This window comes from Psychrobacter sp. 5A.1, from assembly GCF_030407455.1.
In the GTDB taxonomy this organism is placed as follows: Bacteria; Pseudomonadota; Gammaproteobacteria; order Pseudomonadales; family Moraxellaceae; genus Psychrobacter.
Window position 1 is genome coordinate 1 of sequence record NZ_JASDDJ010000004.1, and the last position, 21,934, is coordinate 21,934.

Here is a 21,934-nt window from a genome sequence, read left to right on the forward strand (position 1 = left end):
TTAAAGTATTCGATCTGGTATTCTTTTATATTAACTATGGTTATGTCTGATGACAGCATACTTTTTAGAACACCACCAAATTTTTAATATCGCAAACCACTGCATTAACCGTATTTTGAGCTGTCGTAGGCACAATAACACTAAAAGCACAATATTTTCTCGACTCTAACATGTTAAGCCTGTTGGGGCTAAAATTTGTCAATTCTGCACCATCGCCTATTAAGGTCTGAGACTGGAGGCGAAACTGATTAATCTCTTGATTAATAGTCATTAATTGCTTTTAATCAACTTAAGTCTGATAAATAATTGCAAGTAAGATACCAATTATAGTCATTACTATCATAATCTCAATTAAGATAAAACCAGATTGCTCACTAGAATGAGCCCATGATAATGGTGGTTTTCTATGACTATAGTAGCAAACTGAAGGAGCTCTCATAAAAAGACTTTCTTAATTTAATAGTTCTATAGGTGCAGAGGTTGTGCCAAAAAAGTCCTTTATCATTTTATAATCTTACTTTGATTATCCTTCACCCATCCATTGTAATCTTGGCGAATATCCTCAAACTGTTGATAGTTATTTGCAAGCTCATTAACATGCAAACTGACAACCTCACAGCTTTTACTATGATCTAGCAGACAAGCTCCCTGGTACAAATGAAGCGCTTGTTTTGGTTGATTATTCAAGCCAAAATATAGAGCTTGTTTTAATAAAATATCATGTGATAAAAATTTCGTTAATACCCTATTGCCAAGATTGATACGCTCTTCTAACTCTAAATTGTCCTTAGGAAGCAAATGATAAATAAAAAATTCTTTATAAGCCGAAAAACCAAAGATCGAAGGTAATTCTATTAACATCTGCTGCTGAATTTTAGCAACTTCCTGCATTTCATTTACTGTTAATGTATCGCTATCTAAAGAATCATAGTATTTGAAATAAGTATTAACTCGGTGATATTCTTTATAAGACTGATAATAAAAAATACTTCCTACAATGCATAGAGCAGTGATCGCAACAAATAGCTTATTTAAATCAATATTTGTTTTTATAGTTTTACGATTGATAACTGCCAACAGAAATACAGCGATTATTAGATATCGCGTGTACCACAATGGGTATTCACTTAAAGAATAAAGCGCTACGATGACTAATGAAACGAAAATGAAGCTTGATTCTAAACTACGTAACTGCCAATAAGACCGAAAAACTATAAAAGCTACCATAGCCAGTAGTGCTAATCCTAGCAGTCCAAACTCAGCGGCAAACTGCATAATAATATTATGACTATGGATATTGAAAACAAACCACTCAACTTGTTCAATATGTTCTAAGCTATCCGCCAACAAATTGCCAAAACCTACACCCAGTAGCGGATGATGTAAAAATTGCACCCAAGCTTGCTGAATCAGCTCTATTCGAGCATAGTTATCGCCTGTTGCTAGTCTAGTCAAAGCATCTTTAGAACCATATAAGCTATGAATGGTTAATAAATAAGAACCTAGCGAAAACCCTACTATTGACACGCTTGCAGCGGTGAAAAATAGTTTAAAGCTATACCCTCTTTTAACGTTCAATACATATATTAAGAATGAAGCCAGTCCCAATATTAAGCCACCACGACTGCTCGTTAAGGCTAAGCCAATATTTAGAATAGCTAACGCCATGAATATCAATATACCGCGCTTATATTCAGCCTTAATAAGAAGATAATGACAAGCAACAATCCCTAAAGCATAAATAAATGCTAACTGATTGGGTTGACCGACATTACCAAAAAACCGGTTACCTTGCATGGTCATCACAAACCAAAGGTCATCAGACACATTGGCATACTGTAATAGCTGGAAAACAGTGTTAAGTAAGGCAACCGCAGTGAACCCAAAAGCTGAATAATAAATCAGCTTAGACTTATCATCCGTATTATTAACAATAACCGATAGGATAAAACATACCAAAATAGTTGCTAAAGGGAAAATTACACCATCTAAATAAGCATAATCAATAAAAAAAGGCTGAATCAAAACAAGCAGAAACAATAATAGCCAAAACAAGCTATCTATTCCGACTTTATGTATTCTAACTTTTGTGAGTAAGACAATAAGCCCTAAACATAACAGCCCTATAACCGTAATATTAGGAATAAAATCTATTTGACTGGGCAAGTAATGTTGCGTTGTTGCCGTCCCAAATGCATAGACATCAAAAACAATCAGTATCAGCCAAACTTCAAGATTCGAGGTTATATTTTTGAAAGTGAGCATAGTGATTATCTTTATTGAGGTATTTAACGGCATAAAAAAGGAGAGCTTATAAGCTCTCCTCTTCATACTCAAATATTATTTATATTTAAATATTAACGGCACTCTGAAGGTAAGAATTTATCATCTAGAGTGCTGCCTGTACAACTCCACTCTACGCTTCCAGCATTAGCTGATGGCGATAAAACAACTGTATTATTAGTAGTACCTTTCTGTATTTTATCATTCACAACTACGGTAATTTTACCAGTAGCTACTGTGACACTTGTAACAGAATTGCCGCTGATATCAGTGTCAGTAGGCAAACCTGCTGAAGCGTTATTTGCAGGCCATACATTGTTAGATGAATAGAATTCAGTAACGGCAGTTTTAGCACCACCAGCTAAGCTTAATGCTTCGCTAACACGTGCACGCTTAGTATAGTCTTGATAAGCAGGTAGTGCGATCGCAGCTAGAATACCGATGATAGCGATAACGATCATTAGTTCGATTAAGGTAAAACCTTTTTGAGCAGTGTTCATAATCATTCCTTATTAAGATAGTACGAAGACAGAACATCTGATATTCATCAAGATTTATCTGTCCATAATTTAACGAGAAGTCGTCTTATCATAAATGTTGCATATAATATGCCAAATAATAATTAATACTCGTTTTCTTAAAAATTATTCAATTTATATTAAAATTTGCTATTCAAAGCTGTTTATTAAGTTTAATACTATTACATTTGACAATTAATGTTACGCTTAAGCTACTGAAAATTGTCAATTAACCCATTATGGGTAGTAAAAGGTAAACATTATTGACAATTTTTGTCAGTCTATATTTACCTTTTACTACTTTTCGTTCCAATCTTTTCCAGTTCCACAAATACTACCTCGACACTTATTATTTTGAAAGTTGAGACTTAGCGTCCCATCATTAGCCATTTGACCATCCATTTTTGGCGTGGCAATAATGCGCCACTCTGATGTAAGCGGATCAGGGGTAAAACTGATGGTATAGATCGCGTTACCTTGTTTGGGATAATCACCGCCCAAGCCTGTAATGAGAGTATTATTATAAGTGCCTTGCACTAGCTTGCGACTTTGTATTTGTGATGCAATATTATGCATCTCACTCATCATGTCAGTACGTTTGGATTTGATGATGTATTGCTGATAGTTTGGATAGGCTATTGCCGCTAACACACCAATGATAGCAACCACAATCATGACCTCTACAAGCGTAAAGCCATTCTGACGTAGAAACTTATTTATCCCTACTGCATTGTATTTATTAAGGTTTACCGACATTACCAGTTCTCCTGTCCAGTGCCACAGTCAACCGCTGCAATATCGATGCTGTTTATATTTTGACACTGTAGACCAGTGCTGGTTAATACGATGTAATCGGCACCTTTCGTAACTCCTGAACTATTAGGTGTCGCTAGCATTTTCCATTGGCGACCAGTGATGCTATCTACATTCTCAGCTGACGTAGTCGCCACAAGAGATTTACTCGTGTCACCACCGTCAACGAGCTGAATTTTATAACGATAGCTGCTTGCATCACTACCATCTGGTACATAGATAGTCGTATTGTCATTTTCATCATAGCGGTAAGTCACTGTATTATTATTACCAATGACTCGGGGTTGAAAACCTTGGTAGCTTAGCGCTCTTGAACGCCAACGCTCAAGCTCCATCTGTGTCTGCAACATTTTTGCTTGCACATCACGCTCAGCATTTAAAATGACATATTGGCGGTAATTTGGAACAGCGACGGCAGCAAGTATGCTGATAATAAAAACAACAATCATCAGCTCTATAAGCGTAAAGCCTCGCACACCGCTATGCGCTGCCGTACTTACTGTCCTATTGATGCGCGACTTGGTCATACACGGTGTCCTATTATAAGTGCAAGTAGAGTCATTTATTCTTAATTACCCTAAAGGTAGTACCTAGCAAGCTTGTGTATACAACTATTGTTATACCACCGTACTAACGCTGTTATTTTCTTTCATACCATGCTCGCGGCTGTAAGGTATAGCGTTCATTGAATAAGAACTCAGCAGCCGTACCATCGCCATTGGCTTGTGTAGGACGATTCTGTTCTCCTGGATATAAATCCTTCATATTGCTTTCATTCTTACTACCATCCACACCATAGCCCGCACGATTAGCGGCTTTTATACGTTCAACAATGGTCGTTGTACCTATCAATACTTTTATGTCTGTATTGTCTTTGTCATATGCACCAAGAGTCAGCTCCTGAAGACCTTGGCCAGCAGGTATATAGCCACCCGTTCCTGATAATGAACCTGTACCTGTACCTGTACCTGTACCTGTACCTGATGGATCATTCATACAAATACCATAAGGTAGGCAATATAACTGACGCTCTGAACCACCCGATATCTTAGCCGCACAGCTAGCCACTGTACCGTATTGCTTATCAGGATTATAGACAGTGGTATATAACAAGTTGTTGATGACGGCACTATCACCCACACCTTTATTGTACCTAACATTATTATATCCATCGAACCTTGTTAAGGGATAATACCAACCCTGTTTACTTCCCTTAATCATATTTACCTTGGCAGCCTCTTTTTCCGCTTCAGAAGGGGTAGCACCAAGCGTAGTCGCTAAATTAACCAATTCACCTTCTGTTATATTTTGCACAGCAGGCGTAAATCCGTTTTTGTATAAATCAGCATGGGTAATATCGCTATCAATAATGCCATAGACACGGTTGGCATAAGCATTATTGTTACGTAAAGTAGATAAAGGAGCACTACGATTGCCTGAAATAACATTGACTAAAGCAAAGAGCTTGCCGTTGTTGGTAACCGTCTGCCCACTAATACCTTCATTGCGATAAAAACTAATAATAGGGCGTTCATAGAAACGATAAGCATATTTTTTGAATGCTTCAGTACTAGGCGCAGCATTCAGTACTCGCGTAATACGCTTATTAGAGAAACTAGTAACTTCAGTAAAGCCATACTTTTCGGGACGGGCATTTTCAAAGTCGGCACGGAATACTTGTCCACCTAAATCAGCGGCATACAAATGATCCATAAGACCATCGTTGTCTCTATCAAGCACAGTGATACCGCCGACCATACTATTGATCATCTTATCGGTTTTGGTATTTTTGGTACCGCCTGACTCACCACTAGTTGACCATAACAGCTCACCTGTTTGAGCATTGATCATATAAATGGCATTACCTTTCGCAGGAGCACTAGCTGTTGGTACATAGCTATCATCTTCATATTGCATATCATAACCACCACCAAATACTAATACATTGATAGGGTCAGCATCCTTACTCATACGAATTTTGGCTGCTGTTGGTTTATTCCAAACTTGACCTAAACGTTCGAAACCCACGGTGTTAGATTTAGTAGCTGTGCTTGAATTAAGGCCTGCTTTAGTAATGGTAAATAGCATTTTTGGTTCAGATTTTTTACTAATATTCATCCCATAAAAAGCGTCGCCACCCATTCTCAGACCACCATAGGCGAACATACCTTTCTTACCTGCTACTTCCTCTACTCTTACCTGTTTTCCAGGTAAATCAAAACTGTAATCTGTAGTCACTAACCATGGAGCATCAACACCAAAGTAAGGTTCACCCACCCTATCTCTGATAGAACCATCTACTAACGCTTCTGGTTGTGCAGTCAACATATATTTCGGGATGATAGCCACTTCTTCTTTGCCATCATCAGCGTCAACCAGATGTAAAGCGCCATCCATAGAACCAAATAAAACATAGTCATCGCGAGTATCAGTGATACGCCCATTATCATCTAAAGTAGCACTATAAGAGATCGCTTCAGGTTTAGAATGTACAACACCGCCCAACACTTTTGTTTCATTTACCGGACGAGTCAGTACTAAATTTTTTACCTCGGTCGCTGAGGTAGGCTGTCCATCATTGGTTAATACATTATTAAAACCTAAAAAACTCAGTAAGCGGCGTTGGTTCAGCTGACTATAGGCTACGGTATCTACTAACTTGTCAAACCCTTGGGGTTTACCGCTACTATCAACACTCAATTTGCGCAAAATCGTTGTTTTATTACTACTCGAAATAGAGTCCTCAACATAAAGGCTACGGACACTACCAAGATTTGAGCTTGGTGTACGCAATTGCGCATAAACACCACCAGCAGTAATATTATTGTTGGCTATATCGCCCTCTACTTTAAAATCAGAGGTTTGCCATAAATCTTGAGTTTTTTCATCGAGGTTACCAGCAACATCTTTGTAAAGCAGTTTGCTGTTATTACCAAATAACGTACCTTTATCTAGTTCATATTTCTTAAGATTGCCTCCCCAAGTACTTGCTGCTGAAGCAATATTGGGATCAAGCATCGGTAGATAGGCATATGGTAGTTGATTTGCAGCGCGATAAGGATCTTCTGGAATAGTAATAGTACCTGAAGGTGCAGTGCTGATTATCTGTACCAATCCTGAGGCAAAATCAACGATACTCGCAGCAATATCTGCTGACTCTTCGGTATAGTAAAAACCGCCGTCACCAAAGGTTTTAACCTCATCGTCACCTTTACGTTCACCGAGTTTACAGAGGTTTCGGATATTGTCATTAACATTACCACTGTCACAATCCGTCACTTCTTTAGGCTTACCATTAATAATGATACTACGGCTGCCTGTCAAACCATCAAACGCCTTACCGAATCCGACAGTAGCAGTCTTAATGGATAATCCTTTTGGGTTGTTAGCAGTATTACGCAGTAGCGCAGCGTAGTCTGCCATACAACCCCAAGCACCACTATTGCTACCACCAGATAAACCATTACAGCTACCCACCGATAAAGAAGATGAGTAGGACAATGTGTTATTCATGATTTGCTTTGATCTAGAGTCATTACTTCCATTAGGCTCGCCATCTGTCAATAGGTAGATACCATTACCACTACATTCTTTATCGCTTAATGGTGATATATAATTATCACTATTCTTTGTGCTGTCATCTGAATAATCAAAGCCACTCCACCAAGTATTATTTCTATTACCTTTCGTAGTAGTACCCATCATATAAGCACCAGACTCTGCTAGTGCATGCGAAGTCGGCGTACCTCCACCCGCCGTTAAGCCTCCGACTGTTCTAATCAGCTCCACTCGCTGAGCAGCTGTCAATTCACGGGTAGGTGTTAGAATGACGGCTCTTGTACCATCACCATTACGACTATAGTTACCCATACCAATGCTATAATCATCGGGTAGTGAACCTGCATCCTTCAAGCTATTATCTTGTACGTTGTAAACCCTATCAGCTACTAACTCTATAATAGCCATCTTAAGGCGTGTCATCCGATCAGTGGCTATTTTGCTACGATCACCTCTATCAGTACAGCCATATGGTTTATACGTGAGCTGTGCATAAGGTTTAGTAAAATCCAAAACAGTATTGCCATTCTCATCTCTTAGTAATCCATCAGCTTCATTAGCATCTTTTTTTCGCTCATAGATAACTAATCGGATTTCTTTATCATCTCTTTCGCTCTTGCTTCCCCAACAGCTACGATCATAACTACCCATACTACCTGAGGTATCAAGCATCATAAAAATGGATGCCGTACCTGGTTTAGCAGGTGCATAGATTTCCAAGTCACCGATGGGCTTTCTATTTACATTAGCTGCTTGAGTCATGGTACCTGTCAGTCCCATGACTACTGCTACCGCTAGAGCTTTGATAGGCCATGACTGTCGATTAGACCTTTTTCTATATACATGTTGCATGACCTATTCCTTATATGTGTCAATTCAGTTTTCTAACCATCTTTCAATGATCAGCTGCACAGATTTTTGTTTATAAAATAATTGCTAGTATCAAGTAGAGGGAAGCGTACAACGTAGGCCACTGCCTTTACCAAAATCAACACACTGCGTCCGTTCTGATTTATTTTCTACATTAGCTTGTTCATACAAAACTTTACTGGGCACACCAGCTTTTATCATGCAGCCACCAATAGTATTTTCTTTATTACTAACACTATCGATTTTACTGGTTTGCTCAAAACAATCTTTACCATTGACCTTTGGGTCAGCATAAGCAGGTAATATGGAAGTGCTGTTGATGTCAAACATAAATGCTTGGCTTGAGATTGTACCGCTGTCTTGACCAATCGTATAACTACCAAATGATTCGTTGCTAGCACTTGGTGGTGTCAATGATATATTCACCTGAGCCATACTGGCATTACGCTCACTAATATAATCAGCAGACTTAGCAGGGTTACAGTAGCCTTTATCAGCACCTAGTATATTGCCACTACCAGGTACCGTAATCGTTGTCTTATTGATATCAAAGAACAGATTACGAGGACGAAAACAAAAAATATACTCGTGGTTAGTGCTACTGGTATCTAAGATAAAATGCCCGAACGGGCCACTACGTGACAACATATCTTTATAAATACTGGCATTGCTGCTGCCATTGATGCTTTGTTCAATATTCTGATTGGCATTATCTGCTGATTGTAATAGTAAGGTATTAATTTGATCACTGGTAGCTAGTCGCAAGTCAGTCGTACTTTGCTTAACAGCGATGGCGCCAGCTAGTATGATCAACACTAAAAACAGTAATACTACGATCAATACTGCGCCGTGCTGACCAGATAAAGACACTTTTGGATAATGAGATTGCTGAGTATTTGGCATATTATTCTCTTCTTATGATGATGCACAACTATTTACTAGCCGAGACGCCCGTCAAAGCCATTACACGAGCATTGCGTAACAAAACGGTTGACTCATAACCACGACGATAGTATTTTTTACGTGTACTATCAGCCTTTAGTGTTTGCTCTTTACCAAGAAGGGTAAATGTTTCTTTATCAGCATCTGCTATTAAAGGCGTGTCACTACGGACAATAACACCTATTTTAACAGTAGTAATCGCCGGTTTATCTGTCAACTCTAAGTATGTTTTAGCGGGAAGGTAAGTTAATTCATCCACACCAGTCTGAGTGCCTAGTAGTACTTTGAACTGTTCGATCGCAGATACAACAATTTCTCCATTTCCAGTAAAGGCAGAAGTAATAACGCCATTATCCTTAACGCGTCCAGCATCACAAGCTAATGCAAGCTCTCCTGCTGTACTACCAGATAAACGTATGAAATAGCGTTCTACCACCCAATCTTTACTGTTGGCGTCAATTTTGCTCCCTTCACAATCATATAGTATATTTGAAGTAATATTTTTGTATTGGATGGTTAGTTGATCACTGCCAACACCGTCTATATTAGATAACCCTGTCCAATCTGTGCTGCCAGTACTAGCCGTAAAATATTGAGCGTCAGTAGCATTACTGCTACCTAAATTATTTTTCGTCAAAACCACACCACCATGATTAGTTTTATCACTAATACTAGTAATTGGGTTGCCTAAGTTAGTAATGCGAATATGCTCTTCTAGTGATTGCATGGCGAAAATAGCACTATCTTGCACTTCTGAGGCACTCTGTTGTACTGTGATCGTACGTGTATTGATCAAATATACCTGTATTACTGCAGCTGAAATAAGTAGGCCTAATACTAAAGAAATCATAAGCTCAATAAGCGTAAAGCCCGATACCGCTGAGGGATAACCGTTAGGCTGATGATGAATGGTGTTGTTTTGCTCAATCATTAGTAAGCCTCCGATATCAGACAGTGACTGCCAGTTTTATACACCCCATTACTTGTCGCACAAGCATACGTATCACTATCACTCATAACAGCTTTTGTATCGCTCCATGCAGTAATGATACACATCTGCTGCTGAATAGCGGCTGTAGATGTACCTGGGCATGTCGTGATAGCAAGTTTAATCTCTTCATCAGCCGCTATTTTTTTGACCATCAATGTATCTCTAGCGGCAAGTTGATCAATACTACAAGGCTGTTTTGGAATTTTTTTGGCACCGACTGTTTCAACCTCTGTGGAGAGACAGTTGGCACCCGAAGCTAAAATACTAATTGTTTTAGTATCTGTAACAACCGTTCCGTCAGCCTTGATTTTTTTGCTAGAGACAGTAACCGTATCAGTGGCTGGGCTGCTCATGACTGCTTGTATCGTTGGCACTGCACCCGACGCATCTGAAGCAGCACTAGTAAAAGCCGTGCCACTAACAGTGACGTAAGCCTCTGGATAAGCACGCATTACTTCAGCCAAGTTGCGAACCACCGTTAGAGACTTAGTTCGTACAAGACTTTCATCTGTTGCGCTAATGGCTCGTACTTGTAATGCACTAAAACCTAATACTGCAACAGACAATAGTAATACGGCAACTAACACCTCTATCAAACCAACACCGCGCTGATGAGTTAATCTATTTGTTAGCATGAGACTCCCGCCTTAATATTGATATTAGCAAGCTTACTGACATTAACCTGTCTAGGCACAATCGATGTATTTTTATCACACACAGTATAGGTAATTGCTGCATCAACACGCTTGCTAGGCTCAAAATCAATACTGGTTTTGGAAGATTTAATAATGCTTTTACTATCATAACGATAGCTTGCTATTTTTCCTGCATCTGCATCAGTAATGTTTATCATTTTAGGGTTGCTATTATTGTCATAGCTTAAAGTAATAGATTGACGGCGAATCAAACTTTCGTTTTTAGCTTCTTTTAACGCATTCGCAAGAGTGGCTGTTGTGGATTTGACACGCTGATTTGCAAGCTGGCTATTAATACTAGGTGTTGCAATACCTACAATAATAGCAAGCACAGCAATCGTGACCATTAATTCAATCAGGGTAAATCCTGAGCTGGTGGTTCGTAACTTGAGTGGTAGATTATATGTAGATGCGTTCACATCGTATTCCTATTTAAAACTGCAATTATCTATTTTTTGGCTGGATCTGATTAAACGTGGTTAGTAGTATTTTATTTTTGGTTTATTTCCACGATTTTTTTATATTCATTTCTTTAATTATATGCAATTTTCGTTCCATGAAATTTGACAAATGTTTTGCATAAAAATAATAATAGCGGTAGCAATAGTGCAAGCTATTTAGAAAATGTCATTTCTGTGAATGGCTTTATTGAGAAATAGCCATACTATTGCCGCTATTACTAACAAATAAATATATATTATTTTAATAATATAGCGCTAAAGAAACATATTAGCAATATATTAGATACTACTAGGCCGTGTCCTCATTTCAAGAATGCTGATAAAGATGAGACCAATTGCCGTCAAACGGGTAAAGTAGCGCAGATAATATCGAGATATCAACCAACCATCTGGCAAAATTTAGCTATTTTTAGCTCATTTAGCTGATGCTCGATTGAATGGAGGACACGCCCTAGCAAAGATAAACTATATTCACGATTGGCTACCATGTGCTAACGCATAGGCAGAAATCTGATAATTAGTGTCGCTATGAATATTTACGGTTGCGGGTTTTTCAGGTGAAATAAATGCTCGGGCTAATGCCTGTAAGCTCGCACCTGTGGTAGACACATCGTCAAACAACAGTAAACGCTTTACAGGAGGCGTTTCGATGAGAGCAAAAGCATTGTTTAAGTTACTAAGGCGTTCGGCACGTGTGAGTCCTTGCTGACTGACAGTATCATCAACACGTTTGACGCCGTGCCACAATGGTATACGCCAATGCTTAGACAGCTGGGCGGATAAAATACTGACAGGATCAAACCCACGTTTGATCAATCGTTGATTGGTCGTTGGCATAGCAACAATCACACTATTATTATTATGGCAGCCATGTGGACGTGGCAGCTGACGTATTGTATGTAACAATAACGGCAATTTGGTCATATCTTCATGATGTTTAAAAGCTCTGATAGCTTGTCGCATCGGATATTCGTAGTAAGTAGAAGCTTGAATAGGTAGGGATATACCAGCAGCAATATCCACATTGAAGGGTTTAGGTAGCCAATTCATACTATTGTGACAGTGAGCACAAAATAAACCACTACTTAAACGGTTAGTTGTTTGATGACGAAGAATAGTAAGCAATGAGTGTGTCTGTGAAGCGGTCTCTGCAGATACATCATTTAAACTGGATAGTGAATGATGCTTGAGTAGTTGGGATTGGGGCATGCTACGATAGATACGGCATAGCTGGCAACGTATGTCTATATACTCTGCCAGCCACAGTCCTGTTTGATACGGCGCTAAACCGCGCATCGACTATTACTTGTCATAAATCATAGTAAAAATCGCCTATATTAAGCCCTTTCCAAATCAAAGCCCTTTCCAATCATTAAGCACGATACCAAAACCGATCGAAGTACTTTCGTGATTGTAATCAACAATAGACTCACCATACCCTTGGAATAGCTGCACCATACCCTTGACATTCTCCGACAATGGATAGATATAATCGATTTGGGCAGCGCCTTTATTGGTACTTGGATTATAACGCAAGGTGCCACTAATGCTATTTTCATTAGGTAAGTCATACAAGAATTTGATGTCACCATAACCCATGTAGTCTTCGATATCTGGGTTATCATCATCGCTACTATTCTCATTATTCACTCGAGTCCATATACGCGGTATGACTGACAACCTACCCCACTCTGCACCCGCCATTAGATACGCACGGTTCCATGAACGTGATAGTGGATCATCCTGTCCATTCGATTGATGCACAGCACCAGCGCCCAGCATACGCAGACGGCCACCAAAAGGTAAGCTGGCAGTCACGGGTTGCGTCAAAAATATCTCAGGCTGATAATCAGTCGCACGGAATGGTCGTGAGTTGTCTTCGTTATAAACTTGCCAATGCGACTCTTGGGTATAGCCAAACCATAAATCAGCATTGGTATCGAATAAATCTTCTGCAACTTTTGTCTTTAGAGACAGCTGAAATTTTAGTTCGGTCTCACGTATATCATTAGAATCAAGAGGGTCTGTTATCTGCGTTGGTGTCCCTGGATTTAAATTGGGATCCAAGGTATAAAACAATGGCAACAGATAGGTCGGTCGGTAGGGTCTTACCGTCCAAGTACCACGCTCACTGTTTTTATCAAGATCATAAGACAAGCTGAGTGGTGAATATTTTTCGATATCTGTTTGAGTGACGCCTACACTTTCTAAAATCTGCGCCTCACTCTTCGTTTCAGTACTCACCTCTACACTGCTATCCGCTTTCAATTTGCTTTCTGCGAATTGCTGATTGGTCACCAAGATAGTATCTGCATCTTCGACCGTTGTACCACTCATCGTCGTTTCAGCTTCAGCTAATATTACTTTTGGATTACCTGAGATCGTACTTTGAAAGGTTTTTGCCAAATCGACTGGTTGTTTGGTCGAGGTGTAACTCGGCGTTTTTCCTTGTTCAGCGACTTTGTCAAAACAGGCCAGTCGCGCAGCACTGGACTGAACTTGGGTACATTCAGCAAAAAACTTGGCTTGCTGAGCAACAAACTCTTTGCTAATCACTTTGCGATTTGTGGCAGTGCCATTCGAGTCTATTGACGTCTCATCAACACCCAGCGACGTGTCATAATCTTCATATTCAAATGCAGTTTCTGGTACTGGCAATTCATTATAAGTCTGAGACTCATCAGCAGCTTGTACTTGTATCGCGGTACAGCTCAAAGCGATAGCAACTGCAATACGCAGATGCGTGTGCGTACCCTGATAAATTGCCTGTTGGTGACTATTGGCCTGACGACTCATTGCATTGGTACGTGGTAGTTGACGCTGAGTAGTGATGTGGGCAAACATAAGTGTCCTTTATCTAACTGGCATTGGCGCCAGCAGAGTATATGAGATAATTAATATAGCCATTAGCGGTATCGCTAAAATAAAATGAAAATATCAGTAAACCGCAGATACGGGAAACCATAAATATAAGATTTAGCGCCCCTTCTGCATTGTTACTTTATTGTAATGAAAATATAGGCACTATACTAGCTTTATCGATGGTTAAAACAAGCAGCCATTGGCATAATAATTAATAAAACAATTACTTAGATAATATATTATCGAATGAGTCTAGGGCGACTAAAAAAGCCAGCATACCGCACTCTGGTACACTGACTTTCCTTCTGCAATTGGGGCGTATCGAATATTGACGAAATATTTTTTTAAACGTTTAAGTATTAGGGTGTGTCCTCATTTCACAAGTGGAGATAAATTGCCGTCAAACAAGAAAAATAGTGTCGATAATAATATCGGGATATTAGGGTCTGTTGAACATTCAAATATTAGGGCTGCTGATTGCTAAAATTGCACCAAATTAGGCGCAAGCCGACGATAATGTCGAGACCTTAATTAGGATTGCAACAACGTTTGGGGTGATTTTAGCATCAGCCTTTCAGGGCAGTACTATTTTCTGCCAATATATGGCGAAATTGTTTAACCTAGAATGACTAGGCGTCAAAAATTTCACTGCATATTGTCTAAAAAATAGTGACTGCCAGCACCACATTTGAATGTTCAACAGACCCTAACCAACTATTTGACGATGTTTGGCAAGCTTTAGCCCAGTTAGATGACACTCGTTTGAATTGAGGACATGCCCTAGACATCAATTGCTTAGGGCTGTCAAGGTTTGCTCAAATTCTGAACGACCAATTTCACCAACTTGCTGATTCACTAACTGACCATTTTGGTAATACAGTAATGCTGGTGGGCCAAACAGTTTATAGCGTGACAGAACAGCCTTGGAGTCTGCTGTCGTTTCTGTGATATCCAGTCTCACCAATTGCCAATCTTGCATCTGTACGGGGCGATTGTGAAACAGGTTCTTGTCCATAATGCGGCACTCAATACACCACTCTGCTGTCAGATCGACAATGACATTCGGATTGGCTGCGACAATGGCATCTAGCTCTGCAAGCGTGATGATAATCTCATCGGTTGCGCCATTGTTATCTATCCCTTGACCAGCAGCCGACTGTACCATCATCGGCGCGGCACTCAATGAAGCCAATGGATGTAAGCTATCATCATTCCCTAATGCAGCCCCAACTATCAAACAAGCTGCCCAAATACCAGCGATGAGAGCCATTGCTTGAGTCAACATGCGACCTTTACCCAACCAGCTCCACGCCCATGTGGCCACAACCATAAACCATAACGCCCATACCATGAGCATGACAGGTGATATAAAGACGCGTTCAATCAATAATAATGCGACGGCGAACAGTAATAAAGCAAAGCCTTGCTTGACCCAATTCATCCATTCGCCTGCCTTTGGCATGATCTTGCCTTGGGTGGCACCAATGAGAATAAGTGGCGCCGATAAGCCAAAGCCGAGCATAAACAAAGCCGCAAAACCGAGCGATGGACTACCGATGGTAGAGACCGCCAATAATGCACCAAATAGTGGCGCGGACACACAAGGGGACACGACTAACGCTGATAAAAAGCCAGCGATTAAACTACCGCCCGTACTACCAAGCTTGCTGTCACCTGCTTGGCTTAAGCCTTGCATTTTTCGACTAAGCACTTGAGGTAGTCGCACACTGAACAAGCCCAGCATATATAGCGCAAGCAAGATAAAGACGATAGCAAAGCTAATGAGAATAATAGGGTTTTGCAGCCAACCAATAATACCTAATGACTCACCAAATACTGCGATGATTGCGCCCAAAATACCATAAGCAGTCGCCACACCAATCGCGTAACTGGTGGTCAAAATGACACCGCGTTTGACCGTTGGGTTTTGTTCACGTGCCACGATATTGGCCACAATAGGCAACATCGGTAGGACACATGGTGTCAAAGCCAAGCCTAAGCCTGCTAGAAATAATAAAACCAATGCCAGCCAAGGGTGAGAAGCCAAACCAAAAGGATCGCCATCGACAAAGCTATTGGTTGACGGATTGCCACTATTGGTCACCTCGCCCGCGACGTTGCTATCTGCCCCAGAAAGCGAATTTGTCGCAGCACTGCCCTCTAAAGAGTCATACTCGACAGCGCTATCATCAATTAAATCATAATCAATAGCACCATCATCTGTCAGTGCTTGCTCTGCATCTGGCAAAGTATTATCAAGAGCTGTTGAGCTTGCTTCCTCTGGTGTCGCCGTAGCACTATTCTCTGAATCGGTCGAGCTCGCACTACTCTCACTATCTGCTGATACCTGCGTCGATGCAGCTGCAATATCGACAGTCGTATTAATCTTTTCAGGTGGATAGCACAGTCCTGCTTTTGCACAGCCCTGCCAGCCAACGACGATAGCGGCACTATCTATATTCTTGCCACTATTATTCGTCAGTGTGGTGGTAGCGACCATATTTGCTTGGTCAAACACCAGTACTTTGCCAAATGTCGGATCATCTATCGAATATGGTGTCTGGCTAAAGGTAAAAGGTGCAGCCGTCACGCCAGCGGGTAGCGAGAGTTTGATTTGTTTTTTATAAACATAATGCTCAGGCGTGATATCAAAATTAATTGATAACCCTGTGCCAGATTTGGCAGGGGTACTGCTAGCACTGACCTGAAACGCTTGATCTACTGGCAAGAATTTTGACTTTGATGTGCTGTCACTGTTGCCAAAAAGATCACTCAACCCTGCGGCTTGTACCGTTGTTGATGTCGCTGACAAACCTGTAAGCAGCAAACCACTAGCGATAGCAAGTGCTAAGGGATACGACTTTCTTGGACGAGTACTACCAGTGAGCGATAGGGATTTTCGTAATGTCTTGATGGGCATGAATGACTACCTATTATTACCGATAACTGAATCGACCTACTCAATATTTATTTGCGTGTCGCAGCAATGTTTATCTTGGTTTTGACTTTTTCTGGTGGATAGCACAGTCCAGCTTTTGCACACCCTTGCCAACCAATAATAATAGGGGCGTTTTTGGCTCCTTTACCGTTGCTGGTAGTCAGTATCGTGGTTGCGATGACGCTCCTTTGCGTAAATACAGGAACCTGACCAAAGGTCGGATCATCGATTGATACTGGTGCCTGATTAAAGGTAAACGGTGTCGCTTTTATCCCTTTAGGAAAGCTTAAAGTGAGCTGATCTTTGTAGACGTAATGCCCTGGTGTGATATCAAAGTTGATAGATAGTCGTGTGCCTTTGGAAGTCGCTTTGGTACTACTGACGACCTGAAAAGCGTCATCAACTGGTAAGAATTTCGATTTTGACGAGCCATTATTGTTAAATAAGTCGTTTAGTCCTGCCGCTTGCGCACTGACCGATGTCATTGACAAGACAGTTGCTAATGAAGTACTTGCGACGGTTAAAACCAATTTATAAAGGTTTTTAGAAAAGTATTTATTAAACTGTTGGATCGACATAGATGATTACCTTTAATTGCAGTTTGCGATGACTGTGTTACCGAGCGCTTAGATATATTTATAGCACTGACTATCAAACTTGTATTGGACAGTAGGTAGTTTATCTACTGATAAAAAATATCAACCAATAAAAGATTATTGGTTGATATTTATAAGTTATTGGACATGCATCGATGAACGAATGTTTCATTCTACAAAGCGATATCAATATCAGAATTTGTTCTTTATACGTATGTTATTAAGCTTTATAGCTGAGCATAAAGATCAGTATCTTGACCTTCACCGCCTTGTTGACCATCTGCACCTAATGAAAATAAGTCATAAGGTCGCCCTTCACCGCCTGGTGCAACATATTGCATCTCATTTTCCCAACCATCAGTTGGGTAGCCACCTTTAATATAACCACCTTCAGGATAGTTTTTTGCATCCGCAGGTGGTGTTGTAAGCGCCTCTAAACCTTGAGCGGTGGTCGGATAGCGTGAATTATCAACTTTATACATATCCAGCGCGTTTGAGACTGTGGCAAGTGCGGTTTCAGTCGTTTTGATGCGAGCTTTATCGCTTTGCCCGACTACTTTTGGCACCACTAAACCAGCAAGAATGGCGAGGATCACGATGACAACCATAATCTCAATAAGGGTAAACCCTGCTTGGCCTGACTTTTTCGGCAAACCACGATACACAAATGAGGAGTCCTTCTTATGGTCGTTTATTATTGTTGAATGAGATTGGGTATCCTGAATAGCATTTTTTGGGATCGTATTTACTTGGAGTTTGTCAGTCATAGTCATCGCTTTGGTCATCACAGTTATGCAAATAGTAAAAGTGGCGTTTTAGTGGCACTCATTCATGGTGTATCAATGAGCTTTGAAACCATCATCACTATAAACCATGATTTTATTTTTATCCAGCATTGCGATTCGATCACCGTGTCAGTCAATTATAAATGATGGTAGACACCAAATTTATGGCTTTTGATCCGCGTTCACTATAGCGCGGAGCATGTATTTACCATAGCAAAAATGCTGCCCAGTCAACAATATACAACAGTAAGCAAACCTTAAGAAAGCTAACGCAAGATTTAGCAAGCAGGACAATATGAATAAGATAAGGACAATGTCGGGTGGCAGCGTAGAAAATAGCGGTAACTGGCTGTAGGTATTCAATGAACGATCAGCTCGAACCATGCCTTAGCCAGCTAAATCGTTCATATTGACGATTGGCAGCATGACCGCCATCACGATAACCATCACCACCATGCCCATCAGCACCAGCATCAATGGCTCAAGTAATGACAGCAAAGTACTGATAAAATTGGTTGCTTCCGCTTCCTGCATGTTGGCAGCACGGCTGAGCATGTTTTCAAGCTCGCCTGAGTTTTCACCACTTTTAATCATTTGCACCATCATCGGTGGAAAATAAGTAGACTTTTCTAGTTGGCTAGACAAACTAGAGCCTTCCGTGACCCTATCGGCAGCGGTGATAATGGTTTTTTGAATATGTAAATTGGTCGCTACTGCAGCACCAATATGTAGTGCCTCAATCAACGGCACTCCTGAGCGTACTAGTATCGCAAGGGTACTGGCAAAACGTGCAGCATTCAGCCCTTTGGATAATCGGGCTAGTATCGGTAGTCTAAGCACCACGCTATCAATCGCCAATTTACCTGCTTGCGTTTGGGCGAAACGATAGAATAACAGTGCCGTCCCTGCCAATACCAACAGCATCAACCACCACCACTGAGTAATGATATTCGATAGCGTGAGGACGATCTGGGTAATCAGAGGTAGCGCTTGCTCAGACTGCTCAAAGACTTTGACAATTTTGGGCACCACAAAGCTCATTAGCCCCATAATCACACCAATCGCCATCACCATAAGGACAATCGGATAGACCATTGCCCCTTGGATTTTCTTTTGGAGGGCAAATCGGTTTTCGGTATAGTCTGCTAGCTGATTGAGGATAAGGTCAAGATGACCAGATTTTTCGCCTGCCGCAATCGTAGCGATATATAACGGTGGAAAGCTAGCGGCTTGTTGTAGCGCACGCGCTAAGCTCAGTCCTTCTAAGACATGTGAGCGTACCGCAAGCATCAGCGATTTAATATGAGTCTTTGGCGATTGTTTGGCGACCGCTGCCAAGGTTTCTTCGAGTGGGATACCCGCTGCCAGTAATACAGATAACTGACGTGTCAACAATGCCAACTCGTATGCAGACGGTTTTTTGTAGCGGTTTTTGCTCTGACTCTGCCGGTCATTGACAGGATGGACTTCAACGGGTGTCCATTGCTTATCACGCAGCTGCTGGCGAACCTGCCGCGCAGAATCCCCTTCTAGCAAGCCTTTTTGGACACCACCGTGGTCATCAAGCGCTTTAAAATGATAAGCAGGCATAGCAGCAGATATCCTAAGAAACTCACAGATAGATAATTATAGTTTATGGCTTAACAAAAGGGTCAGCACTTAAAAAAGCGGTGTCGAGTCATTACTATCAGGCATCAAGCCTTGTAATAATAAGACATCCAAATGCTGCTGCTGTAGTTTTTTATCAAAATCATTAACTTCCGCAATCAGCATTCTCTCAATACGTTTATCACTGGCAAAAACGCTCAATCGCGCACAGATAACGGCCAGCTGATAGATGCGTTTTTTGCAATAACCATCTAAACCCTGTAATAGCCGGACCATATGCGGGGTTTCAAGGCTAGCATAATCATAGTCAGCGACTACTTGCTGCCCAAGTGCTGTGACGCCATAGCTTATCGACAGGTGCGCACAATAATAACAACTGAATAAATAGCCAACCACATGGCCGATGTAATAGCCTCGATCATAGGTAAAACTACTCACACCAAAGTGACCAAGTACGTAGCTGTTGAGACTGCCTTGATCACGAATTGGCTTGCCGTGTTTTAGCTTACCCACTGTAGCAAAGCATAGCGGGTTTCGCCCATCTTGAGTAGTAAGCTGCCAACCAGCTGGCTGCTGCGCTGGCATATGACGCACGATATCTGCAATAACATCATCAACCACATGCAGCTGATGCCAGAGTCTTTCAAGCGTATCAACATCCATCAGCCCGCGCTTATCGAGCTGCTGAGCGAGTAAGTATTGCTGATATTCTGCGAATTGCAGCTTGAGGGTTTGTACTAAATAAGTGGGACGCGTATTGGCCGACGCCATGTATAACAATCGAGTGCGTTCATGTTGAGTATGATAAAGCGCAACACGCTGTGCAGCAATACTTGATTCTTGCGCCGCAGTTTTTGCAGTGGCTGTAAGTGTATCAGACGACTCCGCTGCGATGGCTTCCGTGGCGGTTTCATTGGCATCTGACAAGGTAAACATCGTCAGTAATGCCGCTTTGTCAGGTGTCGCTACTATAGTATCTTTCGGCGCAGTTTTGCCGACATGCGAGTGATCTATAGCAGTGTTTTTATTAACATTACTTTCTTTTTTAGCAGTGGCAGTAGCGTCTTGTCGGCTATTGCTTCCCGCACTTAGCTTTGCGGTCGGTTCAGTCATAACATACCATCAGCAGCGAAAATAAACATCGTCTAGATCCTTTTATATATCTATCATACAAGGACGTATCACGCGCTAAAAAACAAACGCTTCTACCTCGACGACTCATCAACCCATAGTACCTGAACACAGACTCGTTGTCAGCTGTACTTAACTAAAATAGCGTGAGCAGAGAGTTTGACATCTTGCTCCTATAGATAATGGTTATTCACAAAGCAAAAAAAGCGCTAAGGATACATGGGTAACCTTAACGCTTTTCGTTTCATAAGAATAATGCAAACAATGAAAATCAAACAGGCATAAAAAAACGCCATCAAGGGCGAGTGCTATTACTTATATAAGTTTTACATTAAGAAAGGATATATGCAGAGGTCATACAGAAAAAATATGGGGCGACTGATGGGACTCGAACCCACGACAACCGAGATCACAACCCGGGGCTCTACCAACTGAGCTACAACCGCCATAACTATTGCCAAAGAATAGGCAAGATTTGCAGGCTAAATGGTGCGCCTGGCAGGATTCGAACCTGCGGCCACCTCCTTAGAAGGGAGATGCTCTATCCAGCTGAGCTACAGGCGCTCTTAGAGGACTTTTATATATTAAAACCAGTTTACAATATAATTTTTATTATATCAAAAACCAAACTATTATACATAAAAAAAAGCCTGTAAGGCTCTTAAAAATAGATGGTCGGAGTGATAGGATTCGAACCTACGACCCTCTGGTCCCAAACCAGATGCGCTACCAAACTGCGCCACACTCCGAAAATTTCTATTATCACGATAGTTTGTTGCTTAACTTGTTATCAGAAATACTGCTAACTCGTTAATGTTCCTCGCTATCGAGGTGCACATATTAAGCGGAAACGGTGGTAGTGTCAACACTTATTTTTGATTAA

Annotated in this window: 17 protein-coding genes and 3 tRNA genes; all 20 read right to left on the minus strand. The window is 41.0% G+C overall.

Features of this window, described 5'->3' with window-relative positions:
• Positions 1-289: 289 nt before the first annotated feature.
• Entirely contained in the window at positions 290-439 is a 150-nt protein-coding gene (locus QL982_RS14520) for a type II secretion system protein (RefSeq protein WP_356644629.1), read from the minus strand.
• A gap of 62 nt (positions 440-501) precedes the next feature.
• The gene (locus QL982_RS01400) at positions 502-2,265 is read right to left on the minus strand and encodes an O-antigen ligase family protein (protein WP_290190127.1); all 1,764 of its coding nucleotides are present in this window, start codon (positions 2,263-2,265) and stop codon (positions 502-504) included.
• Between the two features lie 92 nt (positions 2,266-2,357).
• Entirely contained in the window at positions 2,358-2,783 is a 426-nt protein-coding gene (locus QL982_RS01405; RefSeq protein ID WP_290190128.1) for a pilin, read from the minus strand.
• A gap of 315 nt (positions 2,784-3,098) precedes the next feature.
• Positions 3,099-3,557: a type IV pilin protein gene (locus QL982_RS01410; RefSeq protein ID WP_290165177.1), complete on the minus strand. Its 459-nt coding sequence runs from the start codon at positions 3,555-3,557 to the stop codon at positions 3,099-3,101.
• Positions 3,557-4,141 (minus strand): prepilin-type N-terminal cleavage/methylation domain-containing protein, encoded by a 585-nt coding sequence (locus tag QL982_RS01415; protein WP_290165179.1) that lies wholly within the window; start codon positions 4,139-4,141, stop codon positions 3,557-3,559. Before QL982_RS01415 ends, QL982_RS01410 begins: the two co-directional genes overlap by 1 nt.
• Positions 4,142-4,253: 112 nt before the next feature.
• Positions 4,254-8,024, minus strand: a complete 3,771-nt coding sequence (locus tag QL982_RS01420) for a PilC/PilY family type IV pilus protein (protein WP_290190129.1) — start codon at positions 8,022-8,024, stop codon at positions 4,254-4,256.
• 90 nt (positions 8,025-8,114) lie between these two features.
• A complete protein-coding gene (locus QL982_RS01425) occupies positions 8,115-8,945 on the minus strand; it encodes a pilus assembly protein PilX (protein WP_290165182.1) in 831 nt (276 codons plus the stop codon).
• Between the two features lie 28 nt (positions 8,946-8,973).
• Positions 8,974-9,915: a PilW family protein gene (locus tag QL982_RS01430; protein WP_290165184.1), complete on the minus strand. Its 942-nt coding sequence runs from the start codon at positions 9,913-9,915 to the stop codon at positions 8,974-8,976.
• On the minus strand, positions 9,915-10,610 hold the full coding sequence (gene pilV, locus QL982_RS01435) for a type IV pilus modification protein PilV (protein ID WP_290165186.1): 696 nt from the start codon (positions 10,608-10,610) through the stop codon (positions 9,915-9,917). Before pilV ends, QL982_RS01430 begins: the two co-directional genes overlap by 1 nt.
• Positions 10,604-11,089 carry a prepilin-type N-terminal cleavage/methylation domain-containing protein gene (locus tag QL982_RS01440; RefSeq protein ID WP_290165189.1) on the minus strand — a complete coding sequence of 162 codons (486 nt, stop codon included), beginning with the start codon at positions 11,087-11,089 and terminating at the stop codon, positions 10,604-10,606. Before QL982_RS01440 ends, pilV begins: the two co-directional genes overlap by 7 nt.
• A 513-nt stretch (positions 11,090-11,602) precedes the next feature.
• Positions 11,603-12,427, minus strand: coding sequence for a ComF family protein (locus tag QL982_RS01445; protein WP_290165985.1), 825 nt, complete (start codon positions 12,425-12,427; stop codon positions 11,603-11,605).
• 57 nt (positions 12,428-12,484) lie between these two features.
• Complete coding sequence (locus tag QL982_RS01450; RefSeq protein ID WP_290165987.1) at positions 12,485-13,975, minus strand: phospholipase A; 1,491 nt, start codon at positions 13,973-13,975, stop codon at positions 12,485-12,487.
• 805 nt (positions 13,976-14,780) lie between these two features.
• Positions 14,781-16,913, minus strand: coding sequence for a protein-disulfide reductase DsbD domain-containing protein (locus QL982_RS01455; protein ID WP_290163620.1), 2,133 nt, complete (start codon positions 16,911-16,913; stop codon positions 14,781-14,783).
• A gap of 47 nt (positions 16,914-16,960) precedes the next feature.
• Positions 16,961-17,509 (minus strand): protein-disulfide reductase DsbD domain-containing protein, encoded by a 549-nt coding sequence (locus tag QL982_RS01460; protein WP_290163617.1) that lies wholly within the window; start codon positions 17,507-17,509, stop codon positions 16,961-16,963.
• Positions 17,510-17,754: 245 nt separating this feature from the next.
• On the minus strand, positions 17,755-18,180 hold the full coding sequence (gene gspG / locus QL982_RS01465; RefSeq protein WP_290163627.1) for a type II secretion system major pseudopilin GspG: 426 nt from the start codon (positions 18,178-18,180) through the stop codon (positions 17,755-17,757).
• 519 nt (positions 18,181-18,699) lie between these two features.
• Positions 18,700-19,902, minus strand: coding sequence for a type II secretion system inner membrane protein GspF (gspF, locus tag QL982_RS01470; protein ID WP_290163614.1), 1,203 nt, complete (start codon positions 19,900-19,902; stop codon positions 18,700-18,702).
• Between the two features lie 69 nt (positions 19,903-19,971).
• The gene (locus tag QL982_RS01475; RefSeq protein WP_290163612.1) at positions 19,972-21,033 is read right to left on the minus strand and encodes a hypothetical protein; all 1,062 of its coding nucleotides are present in this window, start codon (positions 21,031-21,033) and stop codon (positions 19,972-19,974) included.
• A 388-nt stretch (positions 21,034-21,421) separates the two neighbouring features.
• A tRNA-His gene (locus QL982_RS01480) sits at positions 21,422-21,497 on the minus strand.
• A gap of 41 nt (positions 21,498-21,538) precedes the next feature.
• Positions 21,539-21,615: transfer RNA gene (locus QL982_RS01485), tRNA-Arg, on the minus strand.
• Between the two features lie 108 nt (positions 21,616-21,723).
• Positions 21,724-21,800, minus strand: a tRNA-Pro gene (locus QL982_RS01490).
• Positions 21,801-21,934: the final 134 nt, after the last annotated feature.

Bases quoted from the DNA above. Each gene is read 5' to 3' on its own strand.
- QL982_RS01425 (WP_290165182.1), bottom strand. From the start codon at position 8,945: ATGCCAAATACTCAGCAATCTCATTATCCAAAAGTGTCTTTATCTGGT.
- QL982_RS01400 (WP_290190127.1), bottom strand. From the start codon at position 2,265: ATGCTCACTTTCAAAAATATAACCTCGAATCTTGAAGTTTGGCTGATA.
- QL982_RS01475 (WP_290163612.1), bottom strand. From the start codon at position 21,033: ATGACTGAACCGACCGCAAAGCTAAGTGCGGGAAGCAATAGCCGACAA.
- QL982_RS14520 (WP_356644629.1), bottom strand. From the start codon at position 439: ATGAGAGCTCCTTCAGTTTGCTACTATAGTCATAGAAAACCACCATTA.
- QL982_RS01450 (WP_290165987.1), bottom strand. From the start codon at position 13,975: ATGTTTGCCCACATCACTACTCAGCGTCAACTACCACGTACCAATGCA.
- QL982_RS01405 (WP_290190128.1), bottom strand. From the start codon at position 2,783: ATGAACACTGCTCAAAAAGGTTTTACCTTAATCGAACTAATGATCGTT.
- QL982_RS01420 (WP_290190129.1), bottom strand. From the start codon at position 8,024: ATGCAACATGTATATAGAAAAAGGTCTAATCGACAGTCATGGCCTATC.
- QL982_RS01410 (WP_290165177.1), bottom strand. From the start codon at position 3,557: ATGTCGGTAAACCTTAATAAATACAATGCAGTAGGGATAAATAAGTTT.
- QL982_RS01430 (WP_290165184.1), bottom strand. From the start codon at position 9,915: ATGATTGAGCAAAACAACACCATTCATCATCAGCCTAACGGTTATCCC.
- QL982_RS01455 (WP_290163620.1), bottom strand. From the start codon at position 16,913: ATGCCCATCAAGACATTACGAAAATCCCTATCGCTCACTGGTAGTACT.
- pilV (WP_290165186.1), bottom strand. From the start codon at position 10,610: ATGCTAACAAATAGATTAACTCATCAGCGCGGTGTTGGTTTGATAGAG.
- QL982_RS01445 (WP_290165985.1), bottom strand. From the start codon at position 12,427: ATGCGCGGTTTAGCGCCGTATCAAACAGGACTGTGGCTGGCAGAGTAT.
- QL982_RS01460 (WP_290163617.1), bottom strand. From the start codon at position 17,509: ATGTCGATCCAACAGTTTAATAAATACTTTTCTAAAAACCTTTATAAA.
- QL982_RS01415 (WP_290165179.1), bottom strand. From the start codon at position 4,141: ATGACCAAGTCGCGCATCAATAGGACAGTAAGTACGGCAGCGCATAGC.
- gspF (WP_290163614.1), bottom strand. From the start codon at position 19,902: ATGCCTGCTTATCATTTTAAAGCGCTTGATGACCACGGTGGTGTCCAA.